Consider the following 18,135-nt stretch of genomic DNA (forward strand, 5'->3'; position numbering starts at 1 on the left):
ACCACCCACAACCCGCTGGGTCAGCCCACCAAATGACGTGGGACGGAAGAGGGCGGGGTGCAGCGGTGGACGGCGGCCGCCCGAGCGAGTTGCTGGGCGCACGCCGGCTCGAGCTGGGGAGCGAACCGGGGGGTGCGGAGACCGCACGGTGGGCGTGAACAAGGAATCACCTGTTCACCGCCACCAGTTCCTGTCCAAACCCCCGGTTGCCGGCTCGGCCGAGTCCGGGAACGGACGTCAGCGACTGGCGGCAGTCGCCGGCCGCGGTCGACCGGCTGCCGCTCAGCGGGTGGGGAAGATAGTTGGCCTCACCGGCCCGAGATGCGCCCCACAGTGCGGATTCCGGGGAGGGGCGGGGCGCGGGTGAGGGTTTGCGGAGGTCCACTGCCGCTGGGTGACAGTAGGCATTCGTGTAACGGCAGAAACCACCGCGATGGGTCACTTGACAGGGCACATCACCCTCGGCGGCAACCGAAGACCGTCAGCCCGAGGCGGCGTGCGCCTCTGGTCGCTGGCCTCGCCAAGCGGCTCAGCCACACGTCCGGCCAGCCACACCTCCTCTGTAAGCCGGCCGCAGCGGCGGTCAGGGACCGCCGTAGGTTTCCGGCCGCATCGCCGTGGCCTAGTTGGCCGCTTTGTGGTCGATCGCAGTCACCTGGCGACGACTTCTTTCCACACAGCGGGGGTGGCGGGAATTTGGGTTTTATGGCTTCTCGGGGGCGTCTATACGGTCGATTCATGGAGAAATTTCAGACGGCGGAAGAGATGCTGGCGGCGTTGCGGGCGGGTGAGGTGAGCTCGGTGGAGCTGACCGAGGAGGCGATTGCGCGGATCGAGCGGGATGACACGGCGATCAACGCGATTTGTGTGCGGGACTTTGAGGGGGCGCGGGTTGCGGCGCGGGAGGCCGACCGGGAGCGGGCGCGTGGTGAGGATCGGGCGTTGCTGGGGATTCCGGTGACTGTCAAGGAGTGCTACAACATGGTCGGGCTGCCGACCACCTGGGGGCTGCCGGAGTACCGGGAGTTTGTGCCGACTGAGGACGCCGTACAGGTGTCTCGGCTCAAGGCGGCGGGGGCGGTGGTGCTGGGGAAGACGAATGTGCCGTTGGGGTTGCAGGACATTCAGAGCTTCAACGAGATTTACGGCACTACCAGCAATCCGTGGGATCACGACCGTACGTCGGGTGGTTCGTCCGGTGGATCGGCGGCGGCGCTGGCGGCTGGGTTCGGTGCGTTGTCGATCGGTTCGGATCTGGGCGGTTCGTTGCGGACGCCGGCGCATTTCTGTGGTGTGTATGCGCATAAGCCGACACTCGGGTTGGCGGCTACTCGGGGGATGGTGGTGCCGCCGGAGCCTGCGTTGCCGGTCGATCTCGATCTGGCGGTGGTCGGTCCGATGGCGCGTAGTGCCGGGGATCTCACGCTCCTGCTTGATGTTATGGCCGGAGCGGATCCGCTGACGGGCGGGAAGGCGCAGGTCACGAGCCTGCCGCCGGCACGGCACGAGCGGTTGAGTGACTTTCGGGTGCTGGTTGTCGACGAGCATCCGCTCATCCCGACGGGGGCCGCTGTGCGGGCTGGCGTGCAGCGGGTGGCTGGCGCGCTGGTTGATGGCGGGGCTCAGGTCGAACGGCATAGTCCGTTGCTGCCTGACCTGGTTGAGGGCGCGCGGCTCTACATGCAGTTCCTGTTCTCGGGGTCTGTCGCGCGCTTCCCCGTGGACGAATACGAGCAGCTGCAGATCCAGGCCGCCGGGTTGAGCGCGGACGACCAGAGTCTTGATGCGGCGCGGTTGCGGGCCATGGTGCTCAGTCATCGCGACTGGCTCGAGGTCAACAGCCAGCGCGAGCTTCATCGGCATGGTTGGCGGCGGCTGTTTGAGGAGTTCGATGTCGTGGTGTGTCCGATCACACCGACGCCTGCGTTCCGGCATGACCACAACCCCGATGTGCTGGAACGGCGGCTCGACATCGACGGCGTCGAGTACCCGTACTTCGATCAGCTCGTCTGGGCGGGTTTGGCGACGATGCCCGGGCTGCCGGCGACCGCCGTACCGGCTGGTCGTTCGCCGGAGGGACTGCCGGTGGGGGTGCAGTTGATCGGCCCGATGTTCGAGGATCGCACGCCGCTTCGGTTGGCCGAGTTGCTCTGAAATTGGCACGACGTCGGTTGAGGGCTTTGGTACGGTTTGGGCATGCAGTATTACTACTTCCTCTGACAGACCTGGATCCCGCGGCGCCCGATCGGGCTCGGCCGCGGTTCAGACGTCCGCTGTCAATCCATGTCACCGAACCTCGGCAGAGCTCTGCCCGGGTTCGCTTCGGAGGAAGTATGTCCAGCATCACCACTGCCCTAGCTACCCGTGCCCGAGCGCACCTGACCGCGAGCGGGATCCGGATCGCGCGGGGCGGTCATCCCGTCCTGAACGGTGTCGACCTCACCGTGTCGGCCGGGGATCGGCTCGGTGTGGTCGGCGAGAACGGTCGCGGGAAGACCACACTGCTGCAGATCCTGGCCGAGCGACTCGTTCCCGACGCCGGCGAAGTCCGCCGTACCGGTGCGATCGGGATCGCCGACCAGGAGATGCCGGTCGCCGACGACCGCACTGTCGGCGACCTCATCGACGTCGAACTGACCGACGTACGGGCTGCGTTGGCGGCGTTCGACGCTGCGGCCGCGGCGCTTGCCGAGCAGCGGCCTGGCGCGGACGACCTGTACGCCGATGCTCTCGCCGTCGCCGAGGCGTTGGACGCGTGGGACGCCGATCGGCGGGTCGACATTGCGCTCGCGGCGTTGGGTGCGGTTGACGATCGGAGTCGCGTGCTGTCGACGCTTTCGGTCGGGCAGCGCTACCGGATTCGGCTGGCGTGTCTGCTCGGCGCCGGGCACGAGCTGCTGTTGCTCGACGAGCCCACCAACCATCTGGATGCAGGCGGTCTCGCGTATCTGACCGCGCAGTTGCAAGCGCATCCCGGTGGCGTGGTTCTCGTCAGCCACGACCGCGCGCTGCTCTCGGATGTCGCTACGGCGATCCTCGATCTGGATCCGACTAGCGACGACTTACCGCGCACGTACGGCGGAGGCTATGTCGGTTACCAGGAAGGCCGTTTGGCCGAGCGCGACCGGTGGGAGGACGAGTACCGCACGCAGGTCGCCGAACGTCAGCAACTCGCGAACGATCTGTCGACCGCGCAGAACCGGTTGTCCACCGGCTGGCGCCCACCCAAGGGCACCGGCAAGCACGCTCGTGCGACTCGCGCGCCCGCACTGGTCCGCGCGGTACACCGACGACAGGAGGATCTCGAAGCCCACGTCATCTCAGTCCCCCGGCCGCCGATGCGGTTCCGGATGCCAGAGCTCGGTTCGCGTCCTGGCGCGACGCTGATCCAGGCCACCTCGGCTGGCATGCCGGGTCGACTCGAGCCGATCGAGTCGGCCCTACTGCAGTCGGGTGACCGCCTGCTCGTGACCGGCCCGAACGGCGCGGGGAAATCGACGCTGCTCTCGCTCCTAGCCGGTCAGTTGCCTCCAGCAACAGGTGTGGTCCAGCACGGGCCGAACGTCCGGATCGGGTTGCTGAGTCAGGAGTCGCCGGAACCGTCCGCTCGCCGTGCTTATGAGGTGTACGACGCGGCGGTCGGTCGACTCGTCAGTACCGGCAAGCTCGCCGAGTCCGAGCGCGTCTCGTTGAGCGAACTCGGCCTGCTGGGTTCCAAGGAGTCGTCCCGCCCGATCGGCGAACTGTCGATCGGCCAGCAGCGCCGACTCGATCTGGCGATCCTGCTCGCCGCCCGACCCCACGTCGTACTGCTGGACGAACCAACCAACCACCTGTCGATCGCCGTGGTCGACGAACTCACCGACGCACTGCGCACCACCCCGGCCGCGGTCGTCATCGCCACCCACGACCGCCAACTCCTCCGGGACCTGTCCGACTGGCCGGCGTTGCAACTTTGACCGTGAGCGCCGGCTACGCCTGGGCGTGGGCGACGGCCCAGGTGAGGGCGTAGTCGGCGATTTCCTCCCAGCCGTCCTGGCTGACGAGGCGGTGGGTGCGGCCGGGGTACTCCTTGAACTCGACGGTTGCGGGGCCGCCGGAGTTCTTGTATTTGGCGAGGACTGCCTTGCCGATGGCCGGCGGTACGACGTGGTCGATGCTGCCGACGATGATCAGGAGCGGGGCTCGGTCGGCGCGGCCGTAGTCGACCTTGGTGACGCCGGTCTTGCTGTTCAGGACGGAGGAGACACCCTCGAAGAAGACCCGGTTGTACGAGTTGACGGCGTACTCCTGCCAGAGCTTGTCCGACTCGCTCCGGGGTAGGTCGTTGCCGAAGGTGAAGTGGAAGTGGCGCTTCGACAGCGGCTTGGCGCCGTTCTTGCCGAAGGGGTTCGACAGGATCGGGAAGCCGGTCCACAGGGTCGAGAGCGGGAGTGTTGTGACGCCGGCCGTTTGGCCGGGCGCGACTCCGACGTACACGGCACCCAGACCGCGGTCGGCAAGCATCTGGGTCAGGACGCCACCGAACGAGTGACCCATGATGATCGGCTTCACCGGGAGCTTGCGGATGATCGCCTCGTAGTGGTCGGCGATCTGCTTGAGGCCGATCCCCCGCAGCGGCTCCGGGTTGGACCGGATGTCGGCGACGCTGCGGTCGTCAATGCCCGGCCAGCCCGGTACGACGACCTCGTGGCCCTGGCTGCGGAAGTACTCCGCCCAGGTGTCCCAGCTCTTCGGTGTCATCCACAGACCGTGGACGAGAACGATCGGGAGTTTCGGGCTGATCGGCATATCTTGACGCTAGTCAAGAAACCTCACCGCGGACGATGGCTATCTCACGATCTGATCCAACATCTCGCCTCTCGCTCGGCGAGCCCGAGGTCACAACTTAAGGCCCGTGCCGTGGACGCCGTGGCGGTCGATGAGTGCGAGCTCCTCGACCGTCAGCGGTGCGAAGGTGAGTGCTTGCAGGTTGTGGTCGAGTTGTGCGGTTGAGCTGGCGCCGATCAGTGCCGACGTGACCTCGGGGCGGCGCAGTACCCATTGCAAGGCGAGTTGGGCGAGGGACTGGCCGCGGGATTCGGCTAGTTTGTTCAGCTCCGCCGTACGGCGGCGGTAGGTGTCGTCGATGACATCCGGTGAGAGGAACGTGCTGTTCTGCGCGCGGGCGCCGTCAGGGATCGTGTCGAGGTATTTGTCGGTCAACAGGCCTTGGGCGAGTGGGCTGTAGACGATGACGCCGAAGCCGTTGCGATCGGCCGTTTCCAGGAGGCCGTCGGTTTCGGGGCGGCGGTCGTAGATCGAGTAGCGGCTCTGGTCTATGAGGAGTGGGACGCCGGCGGCCTTGAGTAGGTTCGCGGCGGCCTCGGCGCGATCAGGCAGGTAGTTGCTGATGCCGACGTACAGGGCCTTGCCCTGATCGACTGCGCTGACGAGCGCGCCGACGGTCTCCTCCAGCGGCGTGTCCAGGTCGGGACGGTGGTGATAGAAGATGTCGACGTAGTCGGTGCCGAGATCCCGCAGGCTCTGGTCGAGCGAGGTCAGCAACGACTTGCGCGAACCGCCACTCTGATACGGGCCGGGTCCGATCGGGTTTCCCGCCTTCGTCGCCAGGATCAGCTCATCCCGGTACGGCGCCAGGTCGGTCGCGAGCAACCTGCCGAACGTCTCCTGAGCGGCCCGGTGCGGTGGGCCGTAGCGGTCGGCGTTGTCGAAGTGGGTGATGCCCAGATCGAAGGCGTGTAAGAGAATCTCGCGTTGCGTGGCGTAGGAGTAGTCGCGCCCGAACTTCTGCCACAAGCCGAACGAGAACGCTGGCAACTTCAGCCCCGAGCTCCCCGTACGACGGTAGTCCAGCGTCTCGTAGCGAGTCGGCTCGGCGCTCATCGGAGCTGGAACCCGCGGTCGAGGAGCGCGGCGCGAAGGTGTTCGCGGCCCTTGAGTCCGGCGACACTGCCGAAGCGGTGAGCGACTCGTTGCGCCCAGCTCTCCGGGAGGCCGGCGGCGGCGTAGAAGCCGTTGAGGACATCCTCGTAGTTCTCGAGGTGCGCGGTCGGCGGCTCCGACGCGTACTGCTCGCGATGCAACACCGCCTCCTGTGGCAGTCGCGGCTTGACCGCGGTCTCCACGAGCTCATCAGGGTGACCGATCGTCAGCCCGAAGACCGGGAACACATTCGGCGGCAGCCCGAGCTCAGCGGCCACCTCCAGCGGGTTGTTGCGGATGGCACCGACGAAGACCGTGCCCAGACCGAGCGACTCGGCCGCGAGCGAGGCGTTCTGCGCGGCCAGCGCGGTGTCGATAAACGACAGCAGGGCGGCCTCGACGAAGTCCGCGCCCTCGGCAGTCGGCGACCCGACGCTCGACGTCACCTGCCGAGCGCGGGCCAGGTCCGCCAGCCAGACCAGGAACAACGGCGCCTGCGCGATGAAGTCCTGCTCACCAGCCAGTACGGCGAGCCGGCGGCGGCGCGCGTCGTCGCGCACCGCCACCACGCTCCACAACTGCAGATTCCCCGAGGTCGGCGCGGATTGAGCGGCCGCGATCAACGCGGTCAGCGTCTCGTCCGACACCTGGTCGTCCGCCCGATACCGTCGTACCGACCGGTGCGCTAGCTGTTGCGCCAGCACCTCGGTCCATTCGGCCGATGGCTCACCCACCGGCTGTCCTCCGTACCGCAATTGGTACGACGCCTCCGCAGACACACTCACGGGTATCTCCTCCTCAGTTGTCCACCAACTTAGAAGACATTCCGCCACGACCCGTGGCCGTCTCAAGAGGTGGCGCTGAAACTCAGTGCTGGGGGCGGTACTTGACGGTCCGCCCGTTCAGCGCCTGCACCGGGCGGCTGTCGCCGTCCGGGAAGCGGGTCTGGAAGTGCGTCAGCGAGGAGGTCTTGATCTCGCGGATGTGCTTGAGCACCAGCCAGGACACGGGTTCCGAGTACGGCGCGGTCGTCAGCGAACCGTCGTACCGGAAGGTGGAGAGGTCGGTCGGGAGGGCCGCGGCCAGGTTGGCGTGGTGCAGGCGGACGTTCTCGCCGCACTCCTCCGGGACGGTCGCGAGGGCCTGGTCCTGGAGGGTACCGCCGTGGCCGCCGGTGGTGATGAACTGGCCGATGACCAGCTTCTCGCCGTTCGGGCCGAGGTGGACCCAGTGCTGCTCGAGCGGGAACTGATGCCCGTCGAGCCGGTGCTCCGAGCGGGTGTGGAAGTGGAAGTTGGCGAGGTTGTAGCGGACACCGCCGAGCGTCACCCAGGCAGCGCCGGCCGGGATCTCGGCCAGCACGGTCTCCTCGGAGGTGCGGTGCTCGCAGCCGCCGGGCTGACCGGAGTCCTTGCTCTCATAACGGATCTCGAGGTCGAGCGAGTGCGGGTAGTGCACGTGCAACGCGGGCAGATCGTGGCTGACGACGACTCCACTGCGGTGGATGTCGATCGGGCTCTGATGCGGGGTAGCGGCGGTCGCTCTGCTGATCAGGACCGGGGACGCGATCGCGGCGGCGGCTGCTGGTACGGCGAGTAGGACGGAACGCCGGGTCAAACCGGACATGGGAATACTCCGAACTGTGGGCAGAAAGGCGGCCGGCCTCATCCGGTCGCCTGGAGCAGTATGCGCCTGTCCCTGACAGCTGCCCGAAGGGGCTGGGGTTTGCGGCCGACCCGCTGACAAACTCGAATCATGGAGACGTACGCAACGCTGGCCGGCCGTTACGACCAATGGAACTTGTCCGTCGCGGGCCAGTTCCAGCAGGACGTCGTACTCGCGGAGGTCGGCGGACTGGCCGGGCGAACCGTCCTCGACGTCGGCTGCGGCACCGGCTTCTACAGCCGGCTCTGGGCAGCACAAGGTGCCGACCGAGTCGTCGGCGTCGACCTGTCCGCGGAGATGATCGCGATCGCCAAGTCAGTCCCCGGCGAGATCGAGTACCTGCTCGGCGACGCCACCCGCGGCGCCCAGGACGGCCGGTTCGATCTCGTCACCGCCATGTGGCTCGTGAACCACGCGGAAACGCGGGCCGACCTTGACGCCATGCTCAAGGGTTTCGCCGTCGCCGGTGACGACCTCCTACTCGTGACCGCCAACGCCGACGCCGACTGGAATGTGCTCAGCACGCAGGATCGACGGTTCGGCGTACAGCAGCACCCGAACGGCCCCGCCGTCGACGGCCGCCAACCCTACGAGGCGACGATCTTCTACGACGGCGGCAGCTTCAGCTTCCAGTCCGGCAGTTGGGCGACCGACGTACTCATCGAAGGCCTACACGCCGCCGGCTACGACACCGTACGGCGGATCGCGGCGACCGGCCGCGATGTGCCGACCGAGCTGGCCGATCGACCGCCGTTCATGATCCTCCGGGCCAGCTGAACAGCCTCGTACTTTTGGCCGGGTCCGAAGTGGCCGAGCGTGGGATGTGAGGCGGTGAGCCAGCCGGAAGGGTTGGGGTCGTCCACAAAGCTCGGGAGGAATTCGAGATGCGGAAGACCTTGTCCGTGGCGGTTGCCGCCGCCACTGTGGCGACGGCGCTGATCCCCGGTACGTCACAGGCCGAACCATCACATGATCTGAAGTGGGGCGCGTGTCCGGCAGATGTCTCGCCGGGCGTGCCCGTGCCACCGGGAATGCAGTGCGCAACGCTGAAAGTCCCGCTCGACTACCGCAATCCAGGCGGCCAGAAGATCGAGATCGCGATCTCGCGGGTGGCCAGTAAGAAACCGGATCAGCGGCGCGGGATCCTGCTGGTCAACCCTGGTGGGCCTAGTGCCGGGCTCGGGTATCCGGCCACGCTGGTGGCCGCCAAGATGCCGCAGAGTGTGCTCGACAGCTATGACGTGATCGGGTTCGATCCGCGTGGGATCGGGCACAGTACGCCGGTGTCGTGCGGCCTGACCGCGGAACAGCAGCTGTACGGGAACATCCCGCCGTACGCGAAGTCTGCGGCCGATGTTGCGAAGCGCGCGGCCGAGGTACAGCAGATCGCCAAGCAGTGTTGGAGTTCGGAGACGGCCGCGCTGCTCCCCCACATGTCGACTGCCAACACGGCACGCGACATGGACCAGATCCGCAGCGCACTCGGCGAGACCACAGCGTCGTACCTCGGCGCGTCGTGGGGTACGCATCTCGGGGCGGTTTACACGACGCTGTTCCCGCAGCGCAGCGACCGGATCGTGCTCGACAGCAACCTCGCTCCGCGCGGTTGGGACTACCCCAGCGACCGACTGTGGAGTCAGGGTGTCGAGGATCGGCTGCCGGATTTCGCGGCGTACGTCGCGGCCAACTTCCGTGAGTACGGGCTGGGCCGGACGCAGGCTCAGGTCATCGCGAAGTACCACGCGCTGGCGGCGCGGCTGGACAAGAAGCCGGTGGTCGCACCCGACGGCGTGTACGACGGTGCCATGTTCCGGCTGATCACCTTCGGCTTCTTGTACGGCGCCGCTCAGCTGCCGATGCTTGCCCAGCTGTGGAAGTCGCTGGACGCGAACCAGCCGCCGGCTCCGCCTGGTGAGATGAAGTCGGCTGCGAGCGGTGCTGACCAGCTCATTTCGGGCCGGTACGCCATCATCTGCAACGACTCGCGCTGGCCGACGTCGGTCGCGACCTACCAGCGTGCCGTCGCCGTCGATCGCGTGCGCTACCCGCTGTGGGGTGCGGCCGGGGCCAATATCCAGCCGTGCGCCTACTGGCCGGACTCGACCGAGCCACCCGTCCGCGTCAATGACGACGGTCCGGCTAATGTGCTGATGGTGCAGAACCTCCGCGATCCCGCCACTCCCCTGGCCGGTGCCCGGAAGCTGCGCCAGGCCCTGGGGCAGCGGACGACGATGGTCACGGCCGATGAAGGTGGTCATGGCGTCTACCTGTTCGGGCGCAACCGGTGCGCGAACTACGCGGTGACGACCTTCCTGACCACTGGTGCCCGCCCGGCGCACGACTACGCCTGCTCGGCAGCGGCGGCGCCTCGGTGACACGCTCCCGCGCCGTGATGATCCTCGAGATCTTGCTCCTCGCCGGCCTGAACGTCGACGAGCTGATCCGTCGGATCATCCTGAACGGAGCCCAGCCCGGCGAGGTTCTCTACTACTCGTCGGGCGCGGTCATCTGTGTCCTCGCGCTGCTGCGCCGTCGCTACCCCGGCTGGACCGGGCAGCTCGCGGCTGTGGCGATCGCCATCTCGTTGCTGGTCAGCGGTGTCAGCCTGCTCTCCACGCCGTCCGCGCCACTGGGAGGCGACTGCGAGACCACGGGGCTCGCGCTCCTGATCGGCGCGTGCTGCCATCGGCTCGCCTCACTCCGGGCGGGCATCCTCGCCGTACTCGGTGGGGCGGCGATGGTCGTCGCACCTCAACTCCGGTACGGCGAGGACCAGCCGCGACTGACTGTCGCTATCTTCTGGGCGATCCTGTGGGGAGTCGGGGTGGCGGTCGGGCTGATGTTGCGCGACAGTGACGCCCGCCGCGAGGCCGCTTTGGCAGCCGCCCGCAACCGCGAGCGGCTGGCCCTGGCCCGGGAGTTACACGACCTCGTCGCGCACCACATCACCGGCGTGGTCGTCCGCGCGCAGGCGGCCCAAGTGGTGCTTGCCGACAGCACCGAACACGAGATGCTCGGCGAGATCGAGCAGGCCGGTTCCGAGGCGCTGGCCGCGGTACGACGGCTGGTCGGCGTACTGCGCAGTCCCGAAGACGCCCCGCCCGTGACGACCGGCGGTCTGGTCGAGGCGATCGAGTCCGTTGTCGATGGCAACGATCGGGTCGCGCTCGAATTGGCACCGGGTCTCGCCGAGTTGGCGGTTGCTCCGGAGACCGTCTCGACCGTCCACCGCATCGTGCTTGAGTCGCTGACGAATGTCGCGAAACATGCGCCCGAGGCGCGGCACGTGACGGTCGCGGTCGATGTCGAGGACCGCCGGCTGCGCGTCGCGATCGACAACGACGGGGTCGCCCGCTCCCGCCGTACGGCGGATGGTTACGGGCTGATCGGGATGCGCGAGCGGATCGAGGCGCTCGGCGGCCGGCTGACCACCGGACCAGATGGTGAGCGCGGCTGGCGGGTTCTCGCCGAACTCCCCCTACCGAAGGATGGCTTGTGACGCTGCGGGTGCTGATAGCCGACGACCAGGCTCTGGTGCGGACGGGGTTCCGGCTGATCCTGGAGCGTGAGCCCGGGGTCGAGGTGGTCGGCGAAGCGGCCGACGGTCGGCAGGCCGTGTCCCTCGCCCAGGAACTCCGGCCGGACGTGACGCTGATGGACATCCGGATGCCGCTCGTCGACGGCCTGGCCGCGACCCGGATCCTGGCCGGTCCGGACGTCGCCGACCCGCTCCGCGTACTGGTTGTGACGACGTTCGATCTGGACGAGCTCGTGCACGAGGCTCTCCGCGCGGGCGCCTGTGGCTTCCTGCTGAAGGACGCCGGTCCGCGACTGCTGGTCGAGGCCGTGCACGCGGCGGCGAACGGCGAGTCCCTGGTCTCCCCGTCGATCACCACCCGGCTGCTCGCCCAGTTCAGCGGACCGAGCGGGAAGGCGCGGCCCGCCGTACCGGCGCTCACCCAGCGCGAACTCGACGTCACGATGGCCGTAGCGCGCGGCCGGACCAACGCCGAGATCAGCAAGGAACTGCTGATCTCACTGTCCACGGTGAAGTCGCACCTGACCGCGATCCAGCGCAAGATCACCGCCCGCAACCGGACCGAGGTCGCCGTCTGGGCCTGGGAATCAGGGCTCGTTCGCTAGCATGCCCTGGTGGGCAGAGCAGAGCTCGTGGGGCGGCGCTTGGAGAGCGCCGAACTCGACCGCTTGGTCGACGCGGCCCGTGGCGGCCGCAGTGCGGTCCTCGTACTGCGCGGTGAGCCCGGCGTCGGGAAGACGGCGTTGCTGGAGGCAATGGAGTCGCGGACCAGCGGCTGCGTGTTCACCCGGACCGCCGGGGTCGAGGCCGAGATGGAGCTCGCGTACGCCGGTCTCTATCCGCTCTGCCAGCCGTTTCTGGATCACCGCGACCAGCTGCCGGCTCCACTCGCCGAAGCCCTCGGTACGGCGTTCGGCCTGGTCAGCGGGCCGACGCCGGACGCGTTCCTGGTCGGACTGGCCGTCCTGAACCTGTTCGCCGACGCGGCCGCCGACCAACCGCTGGTCTGTGTCATCGACGACGCGCAGTGGCTCGACAAGATGTCCGAACTCATCCTCGCCTTCGTGGCCCGCCGACTGAACGCCGAGTCGGTGGTGATGATCATTGCTGTCCGCAACGGCTTCGATCACGGGTTCACGGGACTGCGCGAACTGGAGCTCGGCGGACTGGATCGTGCCGATGCCCAGACCCTGCTGGAGTCGACCGTCCCGGGATTGATCGATCCGCGGGTCAAGGACCGGATCGTCGCCGAAGCGCAGGGCAATCCCCTTGCGCTGCTTGAACTTCCGCACACCGGCGTCGGTCGCGCCGACGGCCGGATCGCCTTGATCGAGGAGAGCTTCGAACATCGGCTGGACGACCTACCGGCCGAGGCCCGGCAACTCCTCATCTTGGCCGCCGCCGAACCGCTCGGCGATCCGACCCTGCTCTGGCGCGCCGCCGAACGCCTGGGGCTCGGAGCCGACGCAGCTACCGCGGCCCTTGAGTCGGGGCTCATCACGTTCGGCACGCACATCCGATTCCGGCACCCACTGGTCCGATCGACGGCGTACCGGACAGCGGCCGCGTCGGATCGGCAGGCCGCCCATCTGGCGCTGGCCGAGGTGACGGATCCGGATCGCGACCCGGCCCGCCGCGCCTGGCATCGCGGTCAGGCAGCCCCGCTCCCCGACGAGGACGTGGCCGCCGAACTCGAACGGTCCGCGGCCGGGGTCCGGGAACGCGGCGGGCACTTCGCTGCCGGTGCCTTCCTCGAACGAGCGGTGGAGCTGACCCTCGATCCCGATCGCCGAGCCGAACGCCTGCTCGCCGCCGCGACCGCGCGGTGTGCCGGTGGTGCGCTCGACACCGCGCTCGGTCTCCTTGACCAGCTGCAGAACGGTCCGCCGGACGAACTGCGATCGGCGTTGGCTCAGCGGTTGCGCGGTCAGATCCAGTTCGATCAAGGCCGCAACCACGAGGCGGCTGCGACGCTGCTCGATGCCGCGCGGCGACTCGAACCGCTCAAGCCCGACCTTGCCCAGAGCACCCATCTCGCTGCCCTGACCGCAGCCATCTGGGCGGCCGGTCGCGAGGCGAACGGAATCGTCGCGGAGGCGGCGGCCGCCGTACCGGCACCTCTTACCCCGGAGGATTCGCTCCTGCAGGCGCTCGCCGCGCGGTTCACGAGTGGCTATGTCGCGGCGGCGCCGGGGCTGGTCAAGGCGATCGCGGCCGAGCTGCGCGATCACACCGACGAGCCGACCGGGCATCTGGCCACCGGCATCATCGCGATCGACCTGTGGGATCTCGAGAGCGCGCGCAGGCTGGTTGCCCGCCAGGAACGGCTCGCCCGGCAGACCGGCGCCTTGCTGCGCCTGCAGTTCGCGCTGGACTTCGGCGCGGCCCTGCATTGCCTGTCCGGTGAGCTCGCCGAGGCGGCCCGGATGGTCGACGAACAAGACCGCATCGCGACCGCCACCGGCAACCCCTCGATCCAGTACGGCGGCCTGCTGCTCGCCGCCTTCCGCGGTACCGAGGCCGGCACCGGCGCTGGTGTCCTCAACCGGTATGCCCAAGCCGTGCTGAACAACGGGCTCGGTCGCTACGAGCTCGCCCGGGACGCGGCCCAGTGGATCCTCGACCAGGACATCATCGGGTACGGCGCTCTGATCGCGGCCGAGCTCGCCGAGGCCGCATCCCGGACCGGCGACAGCAAGCTGGTCGAGTCGACGCTCACCTGGCTGAGCGAGCGGGCGACCGCCGTACCGACGGACTGGAGTCGCGGGATCGAGGCGCGCGTCCGGGCGCTTCGGGACGGCGACGAGGCGCAGTACCGGCGTTCCATCGAGTGCCTCGACCGCACGATCCTGCAGGGCGAGGCCGCGCGCAGCCGGCTGCTGTACGGCGAATGGTTGCGTCGCGAAGGCCGTCGCGCGGACGCACGTGGCGAGCTGCGGACGGCGCACGACACGCTGACCGCGTTGGGGCTTGGGGCGTTCGCGGAGCGGGCACGGCATGAGCTGCTCGCGACCGGTGAGACGGTTCGGAAGCGCTCGGTCGAGACGGCGAACGACCTGACCACGCAGGAGGCGCAGATCGCCGGACTGGCCCGCGACGGGCTGACCAACCCCGAGATCGCGGCGCAGCTGTTCCTGAGTCCGCGGACCGTCGAGTGGCACCTGCGGAAGACGTTCGCGAAGCTCGGGATCACTTCTCGTCGGCAACTGCGGGACACCCTGCCCCGGTGACCAGGGACTCCCCCAGTGGGATCACTGGGGCGACGCGGGGCCGGGCTGGCGATGGTGGACAGGCACATGCCGGTCCGCCACGCAGAAGGAGCCTCCCCCATGACCGATCGTCGTCAGTTCCTCGGCCTCGCCGCCGCGAGTGCGGCCGCCGTCCAGTTCGGCGTACCCGACCTGGCGCACGCCAGCACCGCGCACGACGACCCGCGGATCCGTCCGTACAAGATCAAGGTGCCGCAGACCGCGATCACCGATCTCCGGCGGCGGATCAAGGCCACCCGCTGGCCCGACCGGGAGACCGTCGCGGACCGCACCCAGGGCGCACAGCTGAACCAGGTCCGGCCGCTCGTCGAGTACTGGGGTACGCACTACGACTGGCGCAAGATCGAGAACAAACTCAACGCGCTGCCGCAGTACATCACCTCGATCGACGGGCTGGACATCCAGTTCGCGCACATCCGCTCCAAGCACGCGAACGCCCTGCCGATGCTGATGACACACGGCTGGCCCGGCTCGATCATCGAGCTGCTCAAGATCATCGACCCGCTCACCAACCCGACCGCGCACGGCGGCAAGGCCGAGGACGCGTTCCACCTCGTGCTGCCGACACTTCCGGGGTACGGGTTCTCGGGCAAGCCGACGAAGGTCGGCTGGAACCCGGGCCACATGGCGACCGCGTTCCACCAGCTGATGCAGCGGCTCGGCTACCCGGAGTACGTCTCGCAGGGTGGTGACTGGGGCGCGATCATCTCCGAGGTCCTGGCGACTCAGGAGCCCAAGGGACTGCTCGGGATCCACATCAACATGCCCGGCACGGTGCCTGACGACGTACTGCGGCACCTGCGCAACTTCGACGCGGCGCCCAAGACCCTCACCCCGCGCGAGAAGGTCGCCTACGACCGGCTCCTGCACTTCTACCGCGACGGCTTCGGCTATGCCGCGATGATGAACCAGAGCCCGCAGACCATCGGCTACGCACTCGCCGACTCACCGGTCGCGATGGCCGCCTACTACTACGACAAGATCGCCGAGTGGACCGACAGCGGCGGCATCCCCGAGAAGGTCCTCACGTACGACGAGATCCTGGACGCGATCTCGCTCTACTGGCTGACCAACACCGGTACGTCGTCCTCCCGCTCGTACTGGGAAGGCGCCCAAGCCGGCGGCGGCCCGTTCAACGCCGTACCTATCCCCCGGCTCCCGGTCGCGGTCACCGTCTTCCCCGGCGAGATCTACCCCGCGCCGCGCACCTGGGGCGAGCAGACCTTCGGCAACCTCATCCACTGGAACGAGGTAGACCGCGGCGGCCACTTCGCCGCCTGGGAGCAGCCCGACCTCCTCGCCCAAGAACTACGCACCGCCTTCAAGACGCTGCGCTAATTCTGGTCTAGTGGGTGACCGCGCAGCGTGGTCGAATCATCGGCACGATTCGACCCCCTGGGAGGGACCCTGTGAAGAACTTCCGCCTGGCGGCGGTGCCGGCTGCCGCCGCCGGCCTGCTCCTATCACTTCTGACCGTCGTTCCGGCCTCGGCCGCAACCAACGGTTTCCGTGCCTGGATCACCTGTGACCCGGCCACGAACACCATCCGCACCGGCGTCACCGGAGTCGGTAGCGTGGCGGCGAACTGGCCGGTCAAGGTCGACTTCAAGGTCGAGTCCGGCTACTCGGCCACGGCGACGACCTCGGCCAAGATCCCGGCCTTCGGGACGACCACCACCGTCTCCGGCAAGTCGGACGCCGACGGCAACCTGACGGTCGCGGGATACCAGCGCAGCTTCCCGATCAGCAGCAACCTCTTCTACACCGAGAAGGTCGTCGCGACGGTCAAGAACCTGTCCGGCGACTTCCTCGCCGAACGATCCGCGTACTGCGCCTACGACACGCGCACGAAGGTCACGCTGTCGTGTGACGAGGAGGCGAGCACCATCACCGCCGCGGTCGAAGGCGCGCAGTACAACGAGCCGCAGCCGTCGGGGCTGGAGATCAAGTACGAGTACGAGACCACTGCCAAGAGCAGGACCAACGAGCCGGTGTTCGGCACCGCGCGTTACCTGCGGGCGACCCACCGCAGGTCCGCGGTGGATGGGGCCTTCAGCGACGTCGGCTGGACCGACACCATCACCTACCGGCCACCCGGGGTCTACGGGACACGCACGGTCTGGGTGACGGTCCGCTCGCCGTACACGGGAATGACCCTCGGCTCCGGTACGGCGAGCTGCGACTACTCGTACTGAGTCACCACCACTTGTGTTCGTTGGACTCGGCGGTGCCGCCGGTCCGGTCGAGAGCGTCAAGCTCGGCCACGGCGGCATCGCCCAGTTCGAAGTCGACGGCGAAGTTCTGGCGGATGCGGTCCGGGTTCGCTGACTTCGGGATGACGGACAGGCCCTTCTGCAGGCCCCAGCGGATCAGGACCTGGGCCGGGGTCTTGCCGACCTCGGTCGCGATCCGGCCGACGGTCGGGTCGGTGAGGTGGTCGCCGGTGCCGAGTGGGCTGTAGGCCTGGGTGACCAGGCCGGCCGCCGTACCGGCTTCTAGCAGGGCGCGGCGGTAGGCGAAGGGGCTGAAGTAGACCTGGTTGAGGGCGGGCTGGAGTTCGGCGACCTTGGCCAGCTCGGCCAATTCGGTGGCACTGAAGTTCGAGACGCCAATAGCCTTGGCGAACCCTGCCTGGGCCGCCTTCTCCATGCCAGGCCAGGCCCAGGTGGGGCCACCCTGCGGCCAGTGCACGAGATACAGGTCGACGTAGTCGAGTCCAAGGCGCTCAAGGCTCTGCTCGGCGGCGGCGTACGGGTCGTCGCTGACCGGGCGGAACTTCGTGGTCAGGAAGATCTCCTCGCGCGGAATCCCGCTGGCCCGGATCGCCTTCCCGACGCTCACCTCGTTCCGGTAGTCCTGGGCTGTATCGATCAACCGGTAGCCGGCCTCGAGCGCCGTACTGACCGCGCGCTCACACTCCGCACCATCCGGCGTCTGCCACACCCCCAGCCCCAGCGCGGGGATCTCGGCACCGTTCACAAGCTTCAGAGTCATGCGGCCACAGTACGTCGCCTAGAGTTGCCGTCCATGGGCGACGACGACTTCTGGGACCGCGCGGCCCAGCGCCGACTGCGGATGGGTGAGCTCGAGGTGCTGTCGGAGGGCCGGTCGCTGGAACCGGTTCTGCACCATGCGGGCGAACAACTCCTCCGGGCAGGCGACCGCGCCGACCGAGAACTCGTCCAGCGTTGCAGCGCGGCCCTTCAGCAGCGCGATGCCGAAGGCGATCGTGAACTCGCCGCCGAACTGCTGGCCGAGCTCAGCCCGGCGGAACCAGCTGCGCGGCCGGCGCTGACCGCCGTACCGGTTGATCTGTCGTTGCTGGGCTCAGCACTCGACGGGGATCCGATGCAAGGCGACGGCGCCCTCGACCTGATGACCGGGGACGTCTACCCGCCGGGCCTGCTCGACGCTGATCCTCCCGAGTGGTTCGCTGATGACAGCGAAGACCTCGACGACGAGCGGATCCGGTACTTTCAGCCGGAGAGCAGCTCGGGCTACTGGGACATGCGTGACTTCACCAGCAGCCTGGCGGATGGACCGCTCAAAGAGCAACTCCGGCAGGCGCTCGAAGGCAAAGGCGCCTTTCGGCGATTCCGCCGCGTCCTGGACGGCGAGGCCGTGCAAGATCAGCTCACGCGCTGGACGCTGTTCCGGGACGAGCGCCAATTGGGGCGCGCCCGGGCCTGGCTCGCCGCAGCGGGCTACCGACCGAGCATTCCCACGAGGTAATCGGAG

General features: G+C 68.2%; 15 protein-coding genes. 10 read left to right on the forward strand and 5 right to left on the reverse strand.

Features of this window, described 5'->3' with window-relative positions:
• Positions 1-738: 738 nt before the first annotated feature.
• Both ABD231_RS10145 and ABD231_RS10150 read left to right on the forward strand, forming a co-directional pair.
• On the forward strand, positions 739-2,154 hold the full coding sequence (locus tag ABD231_RS10145; RefSeq protein ID WP_344148653.1) for an amidase: 1,416 nt from the start codon (positions 739-741) through the stop codon (positions 2,152-2,154).
• Positions 2,155-2,333: 179 nt separating this feature from the next.
• Positions 2,334-3,959, forward strand: coding sequence for an ABC-F family ATP-binding cassette domain-containing protein (locus ABD231_RS10150; protein ID WP_344148656.1), 1,626 nt, complete (start codon positions 2,334-2,336; stop codon positions 3,957-3,959).
• A gap of 13 nt (positions 3,960-3,972) precedes the next feature.
• On the opposite strand, the gene ABD231_RS10155 is transcribed toward ABD231_RS10150, so the two are convergent.
• The 4 genes from ABD231_RS10155 to ABD231_RS10170 form a co-directional block, all read right to left on the reverse strand.
• The gene (locus tag ABD231_RS10155; RefSeq protein ID WP_344148659.1) at positions 3,973-4,791 is read right to left on the reverse strand and encodes an alpha/beta hydrolase; all 819 of its coding nucleotides are present in this window, start codon (positions 4,789-4,791) and stop codon (positions 3,973-3,975) included.
• Between the two features lie 90 nt (positions 4,792-4,881).
• Positions 4,882-5,886, reverse strand: a complete 1,005-nt coding sequence (locus ABD231_RS10160) for an aldo/keto reductase (RefSeq protein ID WP_344148662.1) — start codon at positions 5,884-5,886, stop codon at positions 4,882-4,884.
• Positions 5,883-6,710: an NADPH-dependent oxidoreductase gene (locus ABD231_RS10165; RefSeq protein WP_344148665.1), complete on the reverse strand. Its 828-nt coding sequence runs from the start codon at positions 6,708-6,710 to the stop codon at positions 5,883-5,885. Before ABD231_RS10165 ends, ABD231_RS10160 begins: the two co-directional genes overlap by 4 nt.
• Positions 6,711-6,792: 82 nt before the next feature.
• Positions 6,793-7,551: a carbonic anhydrase family protein gene (locus tag ABD231_RS10170; RefSeq protein ID WP_344148668.1), complete on the reverse strand. Its 759-nt coding sequence runs from the start codon at positions 7,549-7,551 to the stop codon at positions 6,793-6,795.
• A gap of 129 nt (positions 7,552-7,680) precedes the next feature.
• Between ABD231_RS10170 and ABD231_RS10175 the strand changes: the two genes are divergently transcribed.
• From ABD231_RS10175 to ABD231_RS10205, 7 genes are all read left to right on the forward strand, one after another.
• On the forward strand, positions 7,681-8,367 hold the full coding sequence (locus tag ABD231_RS10175; RefSeq protein ID WP_344148671.1) for a class I SAM-dependent methyltransferase: 687 nt from the start codon (positions 7,681-7,683) through the stop codon (positions 8,365-8,367).
• 107 nt (positions 8,368-8,474) lie between these two features.
• Entirely contained in the window at positions 8,475-9,965 is a 1,491-nt protein-coding gene (locus ABD231_RS10180) for an alpha/beta hydrolase (RefSeq protein ID WP_344148674.1), read from the forward strand.
• Between the two features lie 17 nt (positions 9,966-9,982).
• Positions 9,983-11,089 carry a sensor histidine kinase gene (locus ABD231_RS10185; RefSeq protein WP_344148800.1) on the forward strand — a complete coding sequence of 369 codons (1,107 nt, stop codon included), beginning with the start codon at positions 9,983-9,985 and terminating at the stop codon, positions 11,087-11,089.
• Positions 11,086-11,733, forward strand: coding sequence for a response regulator (locus ABD231_RS10190; RefSeq protein WP_344148677.1), 648 nt, complete (start codon positions 11,086-11,088; stop codon positions 11,731-11,733). Before ABD231_RS10185 ends, ABD231_RS10190 begins: the two co-directional genes overlap by 4 nt.
• 9 nt (positions 11,734-11,742) lie before the next feature.
• Positions 11,743-14,358 (forward strand): ATP-binding protein, encoded by a 2,616-nt coding sequence (locus ABD231_RS10195; RefSeq protein ID WP_344148679.1) that lies wholly within the window; start codon positions 11,743-11,745, stop codon positions 14,356-14,358.
• Positions 14,359-14,457: 99 nt separating this feature from the next.
• On the forward strand, positions 14,458-15,735 hold the full coding sequence (locus tag ABD231_RS10200; RefSeq protein WP_344148682.1) for an epoxide hydrolase family protein: 1,278 nt from the start codon (positions 14,458-14,460) through the stop codon (positions 15,733-15,735).
• A gap of 71 nt (positions 15,736-15,806) precedes the next feature.
• Positions 15,807-16,592 (forward strand): hypothetical protein, encoded by a 786-nt coding sequence (locus ABD231_RS10205; RefSeq protein ID WP_344148685.1) that lies wholly within the window; start codon positions 15,807-15,809, stop codon positions 16,590-16,592.
• Between the two features lies 1 nt (position 16,593).
• Here ABD231_RS10205 and ABD231_RS10210 read toward each other — a convergent pair whose 3' ends face one another.
• Positions 16,594-17,391 carry an aldo/keto reductase gene (locus tag ABD231_RS10210; RefSeq protein WP_344148688.1) on the reverse strand — a complete coding sequence of 266 codons (798 nt, stop codon included), beginning with the start codon at positions 17,389-17,391 and terminating at the stop codon, positions 16,594-16,596.
• Positions 17,392-17,424: 33 nt separating this feature from the next.
• Here ABD231_RS10210 and ABD231_RS10215 point away from each other — a divergent pair, with 33 nt between their 5' ends.
• The gene (locus ABD231_RS10215) at positions 17,425-18,129 is read left to right on the forward strand and encodes a hypothetical protein (RefSeq protein ID WP_344148691.1); all 705 of its coding nucleotides are present in this window, start codon (positions 17,425-17,427) and stop codon (positions 18,127-18,129) included.
• Positions 18,130-18,135 lie beyond the last annotated feature (6 nt).

Origin of the sequence: Kribbella yunnanensis (genome assembly GCF_039529655.1) — a bacterium.
Lineage (GTDB): Bacteria > Actinomycetota > Actinomycetes > Propionibacteriales > Kribbellaceae > Kribbella > Kribbella yunnanensis.

Bases quoted from the DNA above. Each gene is read 5' to 3' on its own strand.
- ABD231_RS10170 (WP_344148668.1), bottom strand. From the start codon at position 7,551: ATGTCCGGTTTGACCCGGCGTTCCGTCCTACTCGCCGTACCAGCAGCC.
- ABD231_RS10210 (WP_344148688.1), bottom strand. From the start codon at position 17,391: ATGACTCTGAAGCTTGTGAACGGTGCCGAGATCCCCGCGCTGGGGCTG.
- ABD231_RS10160 (WP_344148662.1), bottom strand. From the start codon at position 5,886: ATGAGCGCCGAGCCGACTCGCTACGAGACGCTGGACTACCGTCGTACG.
- ABD231_RS10145 (WP_344148653.1), top strand. From the start codon at position 739: ATGGAGAAATTTCAGACGGCGGAAGAGATGCTGGCGGCGTTGCGGGCG.
- ABD231_RS10155 (WP_344148659.1), bottom strand. From the start codon at position 4,791: ATGCCGATCAGCCCGAAACTCCCGATCGTTCTCGTCCACGGTCTGTGG.
- ABD231_RS10215 (WP_344148691.1), top strand. From the start codon at position 17,425: ATGGGCGACGACGACTTCTGGGACCGCGCGGCCCAGCGCCGACTGCGG.
- ABD231_RS10185 (WP_344148800.1), top strand. From the start codon at position 9,983: ATGATCCTCGAGATCTTGCTCCTCGCCGGCCTGAACGTCGACGAGCTG.
- ABD231_RS10200 (WP_344148682.1), top strand. From the start codon at position 14,458: ATGACCGATCGTCGTCAGTTCCTCGGCCTCGCCGCCGCGAGTGCGGCC.
- ABD231_RS10175 (WP_344148671.1), top strand. From the start codon at position 7,681: ATGGAGACGTACGCAACGCTGGCCGGCCGTTACGACCAATGGAACTTG.
- ABD231_RS10180 (WP_344148674.1), top strand. From the start codon at position 8,475: ATGCGGAAGACCTTGTCCGTGGCGGTTGCCGCCGCCACTGTGGCGACG.
- ABD231_RS10150 (WP_344148656.1), top strand. From the start codon at position 2,334: ATGTCCAGCATCACCACTGCCCTAGCTACCCGTGCCCGAGCGCACCTG.